The following is a 13902-nucleotide window of genomic DNA, read 5'->3' on the forward strand; positions in this document are numbered from 1 at the left end:
TGTTCCTAAGGAAGGCCACTCCTTGGGCGGCCCTGGTTGAGCTGGTCCGTGAATGAGGCGCAACGCATCAAACCTGCCTGGCCGACCTCATTTCTTCTTCCGCATGAAAGGAAACACCTTGCGCATGGCATCCGCGAGGATCTGGTCAGGCAGCTTGTGCTCCAGGTTCACGGCAGCCCTGGCGGCGGTGTACGTGCCTTTGTATTCCTTGGCGATTTCGCAATCCGACATGCTGTCAGGCAACTGCTCTTTTTTCCGGATTGCGTCGATGACGGCCTTGTCCATAATGCCCTCCACTGAAGCTACCTGCTGTCGAGCATAGTGTAGGATCGCAGGTTGGCGGCAGTCATCACTGGCTCTTTGCCACAGGCAACTCACCCCATCGTGTGGTGTATCGCTGGGTCAGATTCGCGCAGCGCAAATGCCACGCCGCTCCTGGGCTCGGCGTGCCGAGCTTGACGGTGCCACGCCCCATCGTGCGGTTCAGGTCATCTATCACGTTCATCAGCTTGGCACTGCGCTGCCTGTCGGTGTCGCTCTGCGGCGTGTCGAGCAGAGAGAGCTGCTGCCGGCTGGCGTCAACCAGGTCGAGCAGCATTACGCCTCCTTTCTGAAAGAGATAACCCTTGCGGTAGATGCGCTGAAGGGCCTGGCCGGCTGCGTGAAGAATCTCGCGGCTGTCATCGGTGGGCCGGGGCAGTTCGAGCACGGCGCTGGGTGTGTACTGCGGCAGGTCCTGCCGGAACGGGTTGGTCTTGAGGAACACCAGCACTGCGCGGGCAAGGCTGCCCTGGCTACGCAGCTTTTCGGCGCCGCGTTGGCCGTGCTGTCGCATGGCTTCGCGGATCTCTCCGACGTTGTCGGTCAGCTTGCCGAAGCTGCGGCTGGTCATGATGCGCTGCCGGGGCTCATGGAAGTCGTTCATCTCGATGCAGCTGATACCGCGCAGCTCCAGGGCGGTGCGCTCGAGCGTGACGCTAAATTGCTGGCGGATGCGCTTGGGGTCGGCCTGGGCGAGGTCCCAGCCGGTGCGGATGCCGATAATAGCGAGCCGCTCCACCAGCCGCCGGCCAACGCCCCATAAATCGCCCAGCTCGAAGCGCTGGAGTAGAGCTTTGGTTTCGGCGCTATCGGCTTGGAGTACACACACACCGCGGTAGGCAGGGATCTTTTTAGCTGCTCTGTTCGCAAATTTGGCGAGGGTTCGGGTTGGTGCGACACCGACGCAGACGGGGATTCCGGTGTATTGACGGACGCGGTCATGGAGCTGCCGGGCATGCTCGAGCATCTGATCGGAGGTGAAGCCACCGAAGCGGACGAACATTTCGTCGATGGAGTAGGGTTCAACGCCGGGGGAGAACTCCTCGAGCACGGACTGCACGCGCTGGCTCATGTCGCCGTAGAGTTCGTAGTTGCTCGAGAGGAGATGGATTCTGCCTTGGCGCGCCAGGTGCTGGATCTCGAATGCCGGCGTGCCCATTGTGATGCCAGTTGCCTTGAGCTCGTTGGAGAGCGCGATGACGCAGCCGTCGTTGTTCGACATCACCCCGACAGGGAGGCGGCGCAGCCGCGGCTGGAAGACACGCTCGCAGCTGACGTAAAAGCTGTTGCAATCGACCAGGCCGATCATGCTCATACCGTGTACTCGTGGATGACCGAGCGAACGACTCCCCACACCTGGCAATCCAGATCGACGAGCGGGATGGGGGCATAACGAGGGTTGCCGGAGCAGAGACACGGCACGTTGCCCCTCAGCTCGTAGCGCTTGATGGTGATCTCGCCGTCGACCAAGGCGACGATGATGTGACCAGGACGGGGATCGATTGAACGATCGACCACTAGGGTATCGCCCTCATTGATGCCCAGCTTGACCATGCTGTCCCCAGTCACCGTGAGGAAGAACGTCGCGGAGGGGCGCTTCACGAAGCGCTCGTTGAGGTCGAGGGTGCGGCCTTCGTAATCTTGTGCCGGTGACGGGAAGCCCGAGAGACCAGCGCGGCCCAGGGCTAGAGGGTAGGGAAGCGCAAGCGGTGGCGGCTCGCAATGAGCCGGAATGAGGTTTGCCAGTTTCATGGTGAGTCCCTTTGCACAGCTGTAGTTTTATACAGTATTGTCGACAACGTCGCTTCCAGGCAACAGGCAAACGCTAATGGAAGTTAGCCGCTGGGCGACCATCATAGAGAAAAGTGAGACGGGGCAGGGGTATGCGAGTGAACTATTTGGGTCCGCTGTGCGCGGGCATGCATCCAGCCATGGAGGGGCTCAACCTCAAGCATTTCAGGGCAAGTTGCTACCTGGTGGAAGTGAGCGATGAGGCCGGCGTGAATGGGCCGATCATGGAGGGGGATCAGCTCGTCGTGGACGAAGCGCGGCCGGTAAGACATGCGGACCTGGTAGTAGCGGAGCTGACGGCGAGCAGCGGCTTTTCCGTACCCGCCGGATCGGCGGTGCCTAACGGCTGATGCCGACGGCGGGGCCACGGCATTCGCTGATTGCTCGAGTATCGGATCTGCGTGGGGTGGTAGGTCAGCCAGGCGCGGCGGTATGCGGTGTAACCTCGCGAGCAGTAAATAATGAACCCGGCCTGTTGGCCGGGTTCGTGTCCGATCTTGCAGGGAATCGTAGACTCAAAATTCAGCCCACTCGGCTTCTTTGTAGGCCTTAACGCAGGTGAAGGCGTCGCGATCGGTGACCACGTAGCGGTGCTGGTCGACGTCGCGGCGGGTCAGGGTGATGGTGGGCATGGCCCGGCTGGCGCCCATTGCCGAGGATATCTTGAACGAGTAGTCGGGAAGGCCTCTGAGGCGATGTAAGTCAGCTATCGGCTCGAGGTGCGAGAGCGAAAAAAGCCAGATAAGGTTTTAGCGCCCCGCACCTTATGGACTCGTTGCCCTAGGCCGAATTAAACGACGCTGACAGTCTCGAGCAGCTAGTGTTTAAGTATTACGTAGAAAGCGTGAATGATGCCAGGGATGAAACCCAGGAACGTCAGCAGTATGTTCAGCCAGAAGTGGCCCTTCAGGCCGACCTCCAGGAACACGCCAACTGGCGGTAACAAGAGGGCGAAGATCATCTTGATGGGGTCTGTTGCGGTAAATGCCATATCCAACTCCTTTTTGATGCGGCTCCTGATCCTGCCTCAAGCCTAGCGTATTTTCAGGCGTCGTCTGCGCGGACTGACTTACTGTTTCGAAATCAAACACGAATTGCCGGTAGGTGTCAGGAGGTAAGCCCCTTCTTCGGTGCGCCAAGAGTCAATCCAGGCATTAACCGGCTCCGTAGCCAAAGCGGATCGATGCCGGCCTTGGGGTGTAGTCGCCCGATGGTTTCGCTGGCTGGCCGCTGGCCGCCGACTGCTATCGAGGGCGGTGGCTCGAGATGCGGAGGCAAGGAGGGAGCAATCCCGCCGACGCCCTTGTAAGCCATTTCTTACAAGAAGCGAAGCGTATTTCTTACAACATTGGTTAACTTGGGATAAACCGCTTTTCGCTCGGAGCGACTACCTTGAAGTCAACGGGCTAGGGAGAGCCCTACAGGGAAGGCCGAGCGACGGAGTGCTCATACCCCAAGGATGCTTGAGCAGGATGCTCAAGATTGGTGGATAGGGAAGCGTTGATTGAAAGCCCGGCCCCAGTGGTCGGGCTTTTTTTGTTCGGCTGGATGCAGTGTTTCCCCTGGCAACTTCCTACCCGTGCGAGGGACGCCATGCTTTCGCGTTCTCTAACGGGATCGCTAAAAAATCGCGTCTCATCGAGCCTGCCCTGGCCATCGGTCAGGGCTTTTTACTGCATGTGGGGTGGGAAGCTCTCCCTGCACATCGAGTCGCGCTGGCCTATAATCCCGCCTCGGGAGGACGACCTCCCCCCATTCCGGGCATGTATTTCGGGACGACCCGAGAGAGGAAAAGGGGCCTTCTATGTCCTGGGTGCTTCTCGGCCTGGCCGGGCTGCTGGAGGTTGTATGGGCACTTGCGATGAAGCAATCGCACGGTTTCACGCGCCTGCTGCCGACTACCGTAATGTTGGTGACGATGGTTGGGTCGTTCGGGTTGCTGGCGACTGCGATGCGTAGCTTACCGCTGGGGACTGCCTACATGATCTGGACCGGTGTCGGTGCCGTAGGAACCTTTGCCGTCGGCGTGTGCTTCCTGGGGGAGGCCGTGTCGCCCCTGCGTGTCTTGGCCGCCTTGCTGATCGTTGCCGGCATCGCGACCATGAAGCTGGCGACCTGACCGAAGTGTGCTACGCCGTCGCCAACGCTCACAAGCCGTGTCGGCAATCTCTTACAAGCGGTCTTATCCCAAGTTAACGTTCTGCTTATGGCGAGCTGTCATAGTGTGCCTATCGGGCAGGGAGAGCTCGAGTCAAGGAAGATCGAGTCATGGAAGATCGAGTCATGGAAGGCTCACGAACCAAGGAAGCTCGGGCAGGACGCCTGAGGAAGTGGAAAGGAAGCGAAGATGCAGCCCGGCCTCACGGCCGGGCTTTCGCATTTATGGGCATGCGTGACTAAGGGGCATGCATGGGGGCGGAGTTTCCGGATCTCTAGAGTAAGGTGCGGGCAGCGCGAGGTCTGGGGGCAAAGAAGATCGGCAGCATACGGCGCGACGAGAGGAGGATCAGGGTGGTCCGTGAGACGGATGGCAAATTTTCTACAAGAGGGTAAGCGTTTGCCTCTATCGCCGATACCTAGCGGTTGGTAGGGTAAGCGGAGCGCTTCACCAAGCGATCGGTTCGCCCCGGTCGCCAAGGACGAAGAGAGGCGCACCTGCAAGGCCCCGGCCAGGGATGGTCAGCGCCTTGCCTATTGTTGAGGAATGGCGTCTCTCTCGGAATAAGGTCTAGCGGCATAGTGCCAGAATCGATAGCAGTGCAACTATCCTGATGGAGCAGGTCGTCAAAAGAGTATTTGTCTGCGATCACCGACATAATTTCTTATCCCAGGTTAATGATGCCCCTGAGGATTAGATGGCACAGTATACGCATCGGGCAGGGAAAGCCCGGCACGGAGGACCGAGTCAGGGACGGCTCACGCACCAGGGATGCTCGAGCAGGAAGCTTGAGGAAGATGTAAGGAAACGAAGACATAGCCCGGCCTGATCGCCGGGCTTTTTGAGCGCTAACAGGCCAGCTTTTGAGCAATGTCGAGACTGGCGAGGATGAGAGATTACTCGTTTCGCTCCGTTACATACTGGTACGTTTAATTTCCTGAGAAATCTTGATTCGGCAGGCCGGCAAACTATTCTGAGGATGTAAGCGAGGCGGCATGGAAGCCTCTCAAGGCAGGAAGCCTTGATGGCCAGGAGGTCGGCGGGACGGAACAGGGAAGACCACTCGAGACAGGATGTCGTTATGGTCAGGGAGTTCCAGAAGCAGAGCTTTTTATCAGCGCTTTTTATCAGCCCTCTCACTTTGTGAGGGGGCTGTCTCTTTTTCGCCCAAATTTACACAGTTAGCACCTGTTTCCTCTGGAAATATTGTCAAACAGCGTCATGCAGGGAGGCCGCTATGGATGACGATCTGACGGATCATCAAATAGAAATTCTATCATTCGCCATGCAGCATGGCGGTGTGCTCGCCGCTCCTTTTGGTCACCTTGGAGAAGACAGCAAGGTGGCGGAAATGGAGGAGCATGTGGCTAGGTTGGCAGCGGACGGTCTTGTCAGTGTTAGGCGCGATGAAGAAGGCGAACTGGAACGTATCGAAGTCACATCAAAGGGTTATGCTGCCCTCGGAGTTCGCTAGACCCGGCTTCTAAGACAGGGTATTACATCTCTAGTCGGCAACGTCTTACACAATGAAGAGCCGATGTCGGCATTTTTCCTGCGGTCGATCTGTCATGCTGTAGATGGTCGGGCCAGGAGGGCTCCACAGTGAAGAAGGCGCCAGGAAGGTCTGGTATTCAAGGATTCGAGGAAAGGACGCCACCTCAGTGTGGATGGAATCGAACAAGCCCGGCTGAATGGCCGGGCTTATCTCGTATATGTCTTGAAGCGGGCGTGGGGCTGAAGGCGTATCGCGGTCGACTTCAGGCTTCGTATTGTCAAAAGCTTTCGCCTCTAGTGCGGCGATGAAATATGTTCATTAGCCATTGCCGCTTTTCGTCATTAGGCTGGTGAGTATCTCGCAAGGAGGCGGGGAAGAAGGAAGGCCGAGCAGAGGATGCTCGATGACGCCAGGGATGCATGACAGGATCGTCATGGTGAGCTGGAAAGGAACCAAGAATTGATGCCCGGCCTTGTGCCGGGCTTTCTTTTGTGCGCCAGGCATGGCGCGCAGCGCCTGACTGGCGCTGTTCCCGAGAGTGGTGTCTCGGGATGACTTGGGGGTGAAAGTCCCCTGCACGCCCGGCAAGGGGAAGTGCTAGCCGACGGCAAGGGTGTCTCCCGCGAGGGGGAATCTGGCGCCGGGGGCAACCCCGCGGCCCCTACCCGATTGCCTGATCCACGGCCGGCAATCCATTTCCGTTTCACGTGGTTTGCTTTTTTGTGAAAGGGTGAGTGGGTAATTAAATTCGTTTCATTTCTGTTAACGCAGGTTAATTTTTCGGCGTGAGAACAGTGCCACGATAGAGGGGTCAGGGAAGCGAGCCGAAACGAAACGACCAGGACGCCAACGAGTTTGGCAGTGAATGCAGAGATCGAAGCTCGGCCTGGCGGTCGAGCTTTCTTTATTGGTCCCCGGCGTTCGGCGGCGGAGGGCTGTCCACCGCGTGGAGGGCCGATGCGGTCGCGGATGGCTCAACGGCAGCATTCAGCGAGGAGTGGAAAAGAGCGAAAGAGAGAGCCAGACAGGCTCGACCGGGACTCAACGCAGGAGAAGAAGAATGATCGCGCTAACTAGGAAGGCAGGATCAGAATTTCTTGGCAAGAAAGGTCCTACCATCGCCATCGTCTCGATACTGACATTCATGGCATGGATATTGTTATGGCCGCAGGGTCTGAACATTGACAAGGCCGTCGGGCAGGAGCCGGAGACGACCCGATACGAAGAGAGCGCCACCTACAGCTCGGATGCCACTGAACTCATGCGTATCAGCCATGAGCTCTTCACACGCTCACTGAGCATCCTCGACAACAAGAAATACTACTGCCTGATGCGTACGCATCTGGATGGGAGCGAGATGACCGATACCCGCTCCTTTACCCTGTCCCGCTATGAGAGACTGTGCGGCATCTTCAGTGACGCGGCCGCGCTGGTCGATACCTATGCCGACCGTCTACGCGATCACGCGCGCTTTCGGCCGGGATTCTATGAGTTTGCCTTCCATGCGGGGGGGCAGGAGCAGCGCATCGGTCCCTTCCTGAGCGTGGAGGAGTGCTCCCGGATCACCGCTCGGCTCATGCAACTGGGCGAGCAGGTCTTCCCCTGCCTGCCATACGCGAAGAGCCGCTATCCTCTCGTCTTCGATACTGGCGCAGCGAGCCTCTGACGGCGTGTCGCCTCCGGTACTCGGCCTGCTGTGCTATTACAAAGGAAGCAGGCCGTCTAAAGGGGGGGCTGTCACCAACGGAGGTATCCCATGCAAGATCGTCAAGCCGAGCTGGAAGCGCTGCGCGATGAGCTGGTTGAGCGCGTAGACCGGTACAAGGTCCACAAGATGCACTTGGAAAATCCCCTCGATCGGGACATGGAAGAGCAGGCCATCGAGCTCGAGAACGAAGACGTGATCGATGCCCTCGAGGAAGAGGCTGAAGAGGAGCTGGGGCAGGTCATGCATGCGCTCGAGCGCATCGAGGAAGGCGAGGGCGAGCTGTGTGAGCGTTGCGGTGAGCCGATCGACCCCCGAAGGCTCGAGGCGATTCCCTACGCTACGCTTTGTCTCGACTGTGCCGGGCAGGAAGGAGAACCTTAATCGCCATGGGCAGGACTTGCTGATCGTTGGAGTGCTAATCTAAGCAAGCCATTTACGGTCAGGAGTAAGGCATGAAGGCATGGCGTCGATCCTGCACGGGGCTGTTGGCAGTGCTGTGGCTGTCGGGCTGTGGTGGCGATGACAGCGACTCGGCAGCGAAAGAGGAGCCGCAACAGGAACAGCCGAACGACGTTACCAGCGAGCCAGCCGAGGCGCCGACCGAAGTGGACCCGTTAACGGTCGAGATTCATGCCTCTGCTAGCCTGCGTGGCGATCGTCGACTCATGGTCGAGGGTGAAACCAACCTACCTGACGAGACGCGCCTCTTGCTCGTCGTGGAGCGTGAGCTGAGCGGCTTGCGCTGGCAGGCGCGTACAACGGTTTCCGATGGACGATTCGCCGCGGGGCCGTTCGGGTCGGGCAGCGGCCTGCCGGATGGGGGGTACACCATCACCATCGACCTGGTAGAAGCCACCATTCAGCCGGCTTCCGTGCAGGAGCGAATCGGTAAGCAGGGCGAGCACCTCGAGGGTGAGCTGGTACGGAGCTCGCAGCATGGCCTGGGGCAGGTGGCAAGGTACTCGCGGCGCTACCTGATCGGCAGTGAGCCGCGCCGGGCCACCGATCAGGTAGAAGTGTTGGAAGTCGAGTGAAGGGGGGCGACTTCAGGCGCTATCCTTGCGCCAGCGAGCCAATAGCCTTCCCACAACCCTCTCGGTCGTCTCCAGCGGGATCGGTATGGACGTGGCGTCGCTGACGCTGCTGAACAACAACTCACCGTTATTGCCGTACTCGAGTTGTCCGATATACAACCCTCCCGCCCCTTCAATCAGATAGCGGCCAGGCCGGTCGCAGTTCTCGGTGGGGCCGAAGGCGGCAAGATCACCGCTATCGAGGTAGTCGAACCGCTCTCCTGGCGCCGGGGTGACGAGATAGCACTCACCTTGCCAGCCGACACCTGCCAGAATTTCATCGGACAACGTGAAGTGGTTGGCATTGGGGTCCAACCATGGCACGGGAGGCTGGCCGCGAAGGTAGAGTGGCGTGGGCCTCAACCGAGCCTCGCCTTCGAGCAGTTGAGCCAGCGTACAGCCAAGGGCATCCGCCAGCGCTACCAACCTTTCATGACCGATCTGCTTGATGGCACCCGATTCCCAATACGAGATCGTGACATCCGAAACCCCGACCTTTCTTGCCAGTGCAGCCTTGTTCAGGTCTGCCTTTAACCGTAAGCGATTGATTCTTTGACCTAATGAATCCATTTCATTTAACCTGGCGACTGTAGGTACTAAAGTATGAAGATAGTCAATGATCTGTGTTAACTGTGCAAATTTAGCACGTAAACGATAAATTGACTCTACCGTCTGGGTGCCTTTGCGCCAATAAGAATCATTCTATCCGTGCAAGCCTGTGACGGCCATCACCGTCGGAGTGCTGGCGCGGCTACCTGTGTCGATTCAGGTGCGTATAATGCCGCCATACGCATACCCCGACTGGATAAGGGACGACATGACTGTACGTACTCGCATTGCGCCGTCACCCACCGGCGACCCGCACGTTGGAACTGCCTACATTGCGTTGTTCAATCTCTGCTTTGCGAAGCAGCATGGCGGGCAATTCATCCTGCGAATCGAAGACACGGACCGGGTGCGTTCCACGCAGGAGTCCGAGCAGATGATCTTGGACTCGCTGCGCTGGCTTGGGCTTAGCTGGGACGAGGGCCCTGACGTTGGCGGCCCCCATGGCCCCTATCGTCAGAGCGAGCGCGGCGACATTTATGCCGAACACGCCCGCCAGCTGATCGAAGACGGTCATGCCTTCAAGTGCTACCGCACCAGCAAAGAGTTGGACGAGTTGAGAGAGGCGCGCAAGGCCAGCGGCATGCATCTTGCGCTCAAGCCCTCGGACCTGGCGTTACCGGAAGACGAGGCGGCGCGTCGAGAGCGGGAGGGCTGGCCGTATGTGGTGCGCATGAAGGTGCCTTCCAGTGGCTCCTGCGTGATTGATGACATGCTGCGTGGCCCCATCGAGGTCGACTGGGCGCAGGTGGATGCTCAGGTCCTGCTCAAGTCGGACGGTATGCCGACCTACCATCTGGCCAATGTGGTCGATGATCATCTGATGGGCATCACTCACGTGCTGCGTGGCGAGGAGTGGATCAACTCGGCGCCCAAGCATCAGCTGCTGTATGAATACTTCGGTTGGCAGATGCCGGCGCTGTGTCATATGCCGTTGCTACGCAACCCTGACAAGTCGAAGCTCTCCAAGCGCAAGAACCCCACTTCCATCAACTACTACCGGCGTATGGGGTTCCTGCCGCAGGCGGTCATCAACTACCTGGGGCGCATGGGTTGGTCGATGCCCGATGAGCGCGAGAAGTTCAGCCTCGACGAGATGATGGCGCATTTCGATGTCCAGCGAGTGTCGCTGGGCGGGCCGATCTTCGATCTGGAGAAGTTGACCTGGCTGAACGGGCTCTATATTCGCGAGGACCTGGATGACAAGGCCTTCCTCCGGGCGCTGATGGAGTGGGCGTTCAACGAGGAGTACGTGGGTCAGATCCTGCCGCAGGTACGTACCCGGGTGGAGACCCTGTCTCAGGTGGCGCCGCTTGCAGGGCACTTCTTCAGCGGCGTGCCTGCGGTTCGTGAAGTGGATTTCGAGGGCGTCAAGGTAGAGCGTGAAGAGCTTCTCAAGTTGCTGCAGTTCCTGACCTGGCGCTTCGAGACGGTGCCGGCATGGCGCAAGGAGGTGCTGCTCGACGAGATCAAGGCACTGGCCGGCCATTTCGAACTCAAGATGAAGGATTTCCTGGCGCCCGTGTTCATCGCCATCACCGGCACTACGGCAAGTACTTCGGTCATGGACGCCATGGCAATCCTGGGTTCCGACGTGACTCGGGCGCGGCTGCGAAATGCCATCGAAGTGTTGGGCGGGGTTTCCAAGAAGCAGGCCAAGCGCTTCGAGAAAGAGTACCGCGACCTGGCTTGATCGGTCTGATTGACTTGACATGGGCGGGGCGAATCAGTAACATACGCCCCGTCTTCAAGGCACATGTGGGGCCTTAGCTCAGCTGGGAGAGCGCGACACTGGCAGTGTCGAGGTCAGCGGTTCGATCCCGCTAGGCTCCACCATACGTGTCTTGCGGTATCTGAAGACTTTGCGTCCCATTCGTCTAGTGGTCCAGGACACCGCCCTTTCACGGCGGGAACAGGGGTTCGAACCCCCTATGGGACGCCACTTCCTCCTGCAATTATCCCCGTCGATTCATCTTGTCTCAGACGCTTCCGGCGCTCTGTGTATGAGTGCGTTACGACATGTTTCCTTGCGTGAAAAGTCCATTGAAGCTGCCGTTTTTTCAGCCTTTTGGGCTTGACTTGTCCACTTGCTCAGTGTCTTGGCTGCTCTCCTGTGTGTAATTGGCCGCAAAGGCGCCAAACGAGTGTGCAGCTGCAAAAAGCGTTAAATATCAGCTACTTAAAATTGGTCAAAAAATAGCCAATCTAAGGGCAAGCCCCTTCTCATGCCGATCCGATGATGTTTTCTTGCGGTTGTGAACAGGGTTATCCACAGAATGTGTGGAAAACATTCGGGCCGTTGAAAAAGCTCGATTCGCTCCGTGTAAAGCGTGTGCTGTCAAGATAGGCTTGCCACTTTTCTGGTACTTTCTCCTTAGGTGCGTCGCGGATAGACCCACCTAAGGAGGCTTTGAGGGTGTCAGCCCTGGCCGAGTGCGCGCAGGCGACGCAACAGGGAGGAGGTGTCCCAGCGTCCGCCGCCCATTACCTGAACATCGCCATAGAACTGGTCGACCAGTGCCGTGACGGGCAGGCGAGCCTGGAGACGGCGCGCTTGCTCAAGACAGATTCCCAGGTCCTTGCGCATCCAGTCGACGGCAAAGCCGTGATCGTATTCGTCACCGATCATGGTCGCGTGGCGATTCTCCATCTGCCAGGAGCCGGCGGCGCCCTTGGAAATCACGTCGACTACGCGTTGCTGATCGAGCCCCGCCTGTTCGGCGAAATGCAGGCCCTCGGCCAGGCCCTGTACCAGCCCTGCGATACAGATCTGATTTACCATCTTGGTCAACTGACCGCTACCGGCGGGTCCCATCAGACTGACGGCCCGGGCGTAATGAGCCAGTATGGGCTCGGCACGAGCATAGTCGGGTTGCTCGCCACCGCACATGATCGTCAGCATGCCGTTCTCGGCGCCTTGCTGGCCGCCAGAGACCGGCGCGTCGATGAAGCCGATGCCGCGCTCGCGGCAGGCTGCGTCGAGCTGCTCGGCAAGGTCGGCCGAGGCGGTGGTGTGGTCGACCAGCAGGCTGCCTGTGCTCATGCCGGAAAGTGCGCCCTGTTCGCCCACGGTGACCTGCCTGACATCATCGTCATTGCCTACGCAGACCAGTACCAGGTCGGCTCCTTGAGCGGCCTCGGCGGGTGTGGCGTGGTGGCTGCCGCCATGTTCCCCGGTCCAGGCCTTGGCCTTGGCCTCGGTACGGTTGTAGACACGCACCTCGAGCCCGGCACGAGCCAGATGGCCGGCCATGGGGTAGCCCATCACGCCCAGGCCGATGAAGGCGACGGTGGAGATCTGTTCTTGCATTGCGTTTCCCTCTCTGTTGATTGTTGCTGGAAACTGGCGCGTTAACGCAGGGCCACTACGCAGAAAGCCGCCCGAAGGCGGCTTTCCACTACGCTGCGGCCGGGGCCGCATCCTGCCGCTTATTTGGCAGGATAGTCGCGCTGGGTATGGCCGATATAGAGCTGGCGCGGGCGACCGATCTTGTAGTCGTCGCTCAGCATCTCATGCCAGTGGGAGATCCAGCCGATGGTGCGCGACACGGCAAAGATCACCGTGAACATGTTGGTCGGAATGCCCATCGCCTTGAGAATGATGCCGGAGTAGAAGTCGACATTGGGGTAGAGCTTGCGCTCCACGAAGTACTCGTCTTCCAGGGCAATCTGCTCCAGGCGCTTGGCGATCTTGAGCTGCGGGTCGTCGATGCCCAGTTCGGCCAGCACCTCGTCGCAGGTCTCCTTCATCACCTTGGCACGCGGGTCGAAGTTGCGATACACGCGGTGTCCGAAGCCCATCAGCTTGAACGGATCATCCTTGTCCTTGGCCTTGTCGATGAAGCGCTGGATGTTCTCTTCGGAATCGTCGCCGATCTCGTCGAGCATCTTCAGCACCGCTTCGTTGGCGCCGCCGTGGGCCGGGCCCCAAAGTGCGGCGATGCCGGCGCTGATGCAGGCGAACGGGTTGGCGCCGGTAGAGCCGGCCAGGCGCACCGTGGAGGTGGAGGCGTTCTGCTCGTGATCGGCGTGGAGCATGAAGATGCGATCCATGGCCTTGGCATAGACCGGGTTGACCTTGTACTGCTCGCACGGATTGCTGAACATCATGTAGAGGAAGTTCTCTGCATAGCTCAGGTCGTTGCGCGGATAGTTGAAGGGCTGGCCGACGTTGTACTTGTAGGACATTGCCGCAAGGGTCGGCATCTTGGCGATCAGGCGGATGGCGCTGATCTCGCGGTCGTGTTCCTGGGTGATGTCCATGTGGTCATGGTAGAAGGCCGCCAGGCCACCGACCACGCCGCACAGGATCGACATCGGGTGGGCGTCGCGACGGAAGCCCTTGAAGAAGTTGTTGATCTGGTCGTGAACCATGGTGTGGTTACGGACCCGCGACTCGAAGTCGGCATACTGCTCATCGGTGGGGAGTTCGCCGAACAGCAGCGTATAGCACAGCTCGACGAAGTTGGACTCTTTGGCCAACTGGTCGATCGGGTAGCCGCGATGCAGCAGTACGCCCTTGGCGCCATCGATATAAGTGATGGCCGACTGGCACGAGGAGGTTGCCATGAAGCCGGGGTCGTAGGTGAACAGGCCATCGGCGCCGAGACCACGAACATCGACCACGTCAGGGCCCAGGGTGCCTGAGTAGACCGGCAGCTCGATCGTCTTGTCCAGGCCGTCTACCGTCAGTGTCGCTTTCCTGTCAGCCATTCTGGCCTCCTCTCGAAGTCGAATCGTACGTTAACTC

The 13902-nt window shown here is 59.1% G+C and carries 15 protein-coding genes and 2 tRNA genes; 9 read left to right on the forward strand and 8 right to left on the reverse strand.

Annotated elements, in window-relative coordinates; genetic code table 11:
* Positions 1-87: 87 nt before the first annotated feature.
* The 3 genes from HNO52_RS06605 to HNO52_RS06615 form a co-directional block, all read right to left on the reverse strand.
* Positions 88-285, reverse strand: a complete 198-nt coding sequence (locus HNO52_RS06605) for a hypothetical protein (protein WP_197568380.1) — start codon at positions 283-285, stop codon at positions 88-90.
* Between the two features lie 64 nt (positions 286-349).
* On the reverse strand, positions 350-1630 hold the full coding sequence (locus HNO52_RS06610) for a Y-family DNA polymerase (RefSeq protein WP_197568381.1): 1281 nt from the start codon (positions 1628-1630) through the stop codon (positions 350-352).
* 2 nt (positions 1631-1632) lie between these two features.
* Complete coding sequence (locus tag HNO52_RS06615; protein ID WP_197568382.1) at positions 1633-2073, reverse strand: LexA family protein; 441 nt, start codon at positions 2071-2073, stop codon at positions 1633-1635.
* A gap of 137 nt (positions 2074-2210) precedes the next feature.
* On the opposite strand from HNO52_RS06615, the gene HNO52_RS06620 reads away from it, so the two are divergent.
* A complete protein-coding gene (locus HNO52_RS06620; protein ID WP_197568383.1) occupies positions 2211-2462 on the forward strand; it encodes a LexA family transcriptional regulator in 252 nt (83 codons plus the stop codon).
* Between the two features lie 165 nt (positions 2463-2627).
* Here HNO52_RS06620 and HNO52_RS21215 read toward each other — a convergent pair whose 3' ends face one another.
* Complete coding sequence (locus tag HNO52_RS21215; protein WP_269476078.1) at positions 2628-2762, reverse strand: hypothetical protein; 135 nt, start codon at positions 2760-2762, stop codon at positions 2628-2630.
* 167 nt (positions 2763-2929) lie between these two features.
* On the reverse strand, positions 2930-3103 hold the full coding sequence (locus HNO52_RS06625; RefSeq protein WP_197568384.1) for a YqaE/Pmp3 family membrane protein: 174 nt from the start codon (positions 3101-3103) through the stop codon (positions 2930-2932).
* A gap of 813 nt (positions 3104-3916) precedes the next feature.
* Here HNO52_RS06625 and HNO52_RS06630 point away from each other — a divergent pair.
* From HNO52_RS06630 to HNO52_RS06650, 5 genes are all read left to right on the forward strand, one after another.
* The gene (locus HNO52_RS06630; RefSeq protein ID WP_197568385.1) at positions 3917-4231 is read left to right on the forward strand and encodes a DMT family transporter; all 315 of its coding nucleotides are present in this window, start codon (positions 3917-3919) and stop codon (positions 4229-4231) included.
* 1276 nt (positions 4232-5507) lie between these two features.
* A complete protein-coding gene (locus HNO52_RS06635; RefSeq protein ID WP_197568386.1) occupies positions 5508-5744 on the forward strand; it encodes a hypothetical protein in 237 nt (78 codons plus the stop codon).
* Positions 5745-6825: 1081 nt separating this feature from the next.
* Positions 6826-7431, forward strand: coding sequence for a hypothetical protein (locus HNO52_RS06640; protein ID WP_197568387.1), 606 nt, complete (start codon positions 6826-6828; stop codon positions 7429-7431).
* A 90-nt stretch (positions 7432-7521) separates the two neighbouring features.
* On the forward strand, positions 7522-7854 hold the full coding sequence (locus HNO52_RS06645; RefSeq protein ID WP_197568388.1) for a TraR/DksA family transcriptional regulator: 333 nt from the start codon (positions 7522-7524) through the stop codon (positions 7852-7854).
* Between the two features lie 71 nt (positions 7855-7925).
* Positions 7926-8507 carry an LptM family lipoprotein gene (locus HNO52_RS06650; protein ID WP_197568389.1) on the forward strand — a complete coding sequence of 194 codons (582 nt, stop codon included), beginning with the start codon at positions 7926-7928 and terminating at the stop codon, positions 8505-8507.
* Between the two features lie 12 nt (positions 8508-8519).
* Here the strand turns inward: HNO52_RS06650 and HNO52_RS21005 are convergent, their stop codons facing one another.
* Positions 8520-9116, reverse strand: a complete 597-nt coding sequence (locus HNO52_RS21005) for a helix-turn-helix domain-containing protein (RefSeq protein ID WP_232090623.1) — start codon at positions 9114-9116, stop codon at positions 8520-8522.
* Positions 9117-9363: 247 nt separating this feature from the next.
* On the opposite strand from HNO52_RS21005, the gene gltX reads away from it, so the two are divergent.
* From gltX to HNO52_RS06670, 3 genes are all read left to right on the forward strand, one after another.
* Entirely contained in the window at positions 9364-10845 is a 1482-nt protein-coding gene (gene gltX, locus HNO52_RS06660; RefSeq protein WP_197568390.1) for a glutamate--tRNA ligase, read from the forward strand.
* 67 nt (positions 10846-10912) lie between these two features.
* Positions 10913-10988 (forward strand) — tRNA-Ala (locus tag HNO52_RS06665).
* A gap of 30 nt (positions 10989-11018) precedes the next feature.
* Positions 11019-11094, forward strand: a tRNA-Glu gene (locus tag HNO52_RS06670).
* Positions 11095-11571: 477 nt separating this feature from the next.
* On the opposite strand, the gene HNO52_RS06675 is transcribed toward HNO52_RS06670, so the two are convergent.
* Positions 11572-12462: an NAD(P)-dependent oxidoreductase gene (locus tag HNO52_RS06675; protein ID WP_197568391.1), complete on the reverse strand. Its 891-nt coding sequence runs from the start codon at positions 12460-12462 to the stop codon at positions 11572-11574.
* Positions 12463-12581: 119 nt separating this feature from the next.
* Positions 12582-13865, reverse strand: a complete 1284-nt coding sequence (gltA, locus tag HNO52_RS06680; RefSeq protein ID WP_197568392.1) for a citrate synthase — start codon at positions 13863-13865, stop codon at positions 12582-12584.
* Positions 13866-13902: the final 37 nt, after the last annotated feature.

It is taken from the genome of Halomonas sp. MCCC 1A13316 (assembly GCF_014931605.1).
Lineage (GTDB): Bacteria > Pseudomonadota > Gammaproteobacteria > Pseudomonadales > Halomonadaceae > Halomonas.

Coding starts and splice junctions, on each gene's coding strand:
- HNO52_RS06645 (WP_197568388.1), top strand. CDS start 7,522: ATGCAAGATCGTCAAGCCGAGCTGGAAGCGCTGCGCGATGAGCTGGTT.
- HNO52_RS06650 (WP_197568389.1), top strand. CDS start 7,926: ATGAAGGCATGGCGTCGATCCTGCACGGGGCTGTTGGCAGTGCTGTGG.
- HNO52_RS21215 (WP_269476078.1), bottom strand. CDS start 2,762: ATGGGCGCCAGCCGGGCCATGCCCACCATCACCCTGACCCGCCGCGAC.
- HNO52_RS06635 (WP_197568386.1), top strand. CDS start 5,508: ATGGATGACGATCTGACGGATCATCAAATAGAAATTCTATCATTCGCC.
- gltA (WP_197568392.1), bottom strand. CDS start 13,865: ATGGCTGACAGGAAAGCGACACTGACGGTAGACGGCCTGGACAAGACG.
- gltX (WP_197568390.1), top strand. CDS start 9,364: ATGACTGTACGTACTCGCATTGCGCCGTCACCCACCGGCGACCCGCAC.
- HNO52_RS06605 (WP_197568380.1), bottom strand. CDS start 285: ATGGACAAGGCCGTCATCGACGCAATCCGGAAAAAAGAGCAGTTGCCT.
- HNO52_RS06640 (WP_197568387.1), top strand. CDS start 6,826: ATGATCGCGCTAACTAGGAAGGCAGGATCAGAATTTCTTGGCAAGAAA.
- HNO52_RS21005 (WP_232090623.1), bottom strand. CDS start 9,116: ATGGATTCATTAGGTCAAAGAATCAATCGCTTACGGTTAAAGGCAGAC.
- HNO52_RS06625 (WP_197568384.1), bottom strand. CDS start 3,103: ATGGCATTTACCGCAACAGACCCCATCAAGATGATCTTCGCCCTCTTG.
- HNO52_RS06615 (WP_197568382.1), bottom strand. CDS start 2,073: ATGAAACTGGCAAACCTCATTCCGGCTCATTGCGAGCCGCCACCGCTT.
- HNO52_RS06630 (WP_197568385.1), top strand. CDS start 3,917: ATGTCCTGGGTGCTTCTCGGCCTGGCCGGGCTGCTGGAGGTTGTATGG.
- HNO52_RS06675 (WP_197568391.1), bottom strand. CDS start 12,462: ATGCAAGAACAGATCTCCACCGTCGCCTTCATCGGCCTGGGCGTGATG.
- HNO52_RS06610 (WP_197568381.1), bottom strand. CDS start 1,630: ATGATCGGCCTGGTCGATTGCAACAGCTTTTACGTCAGCTGCGAGCGT.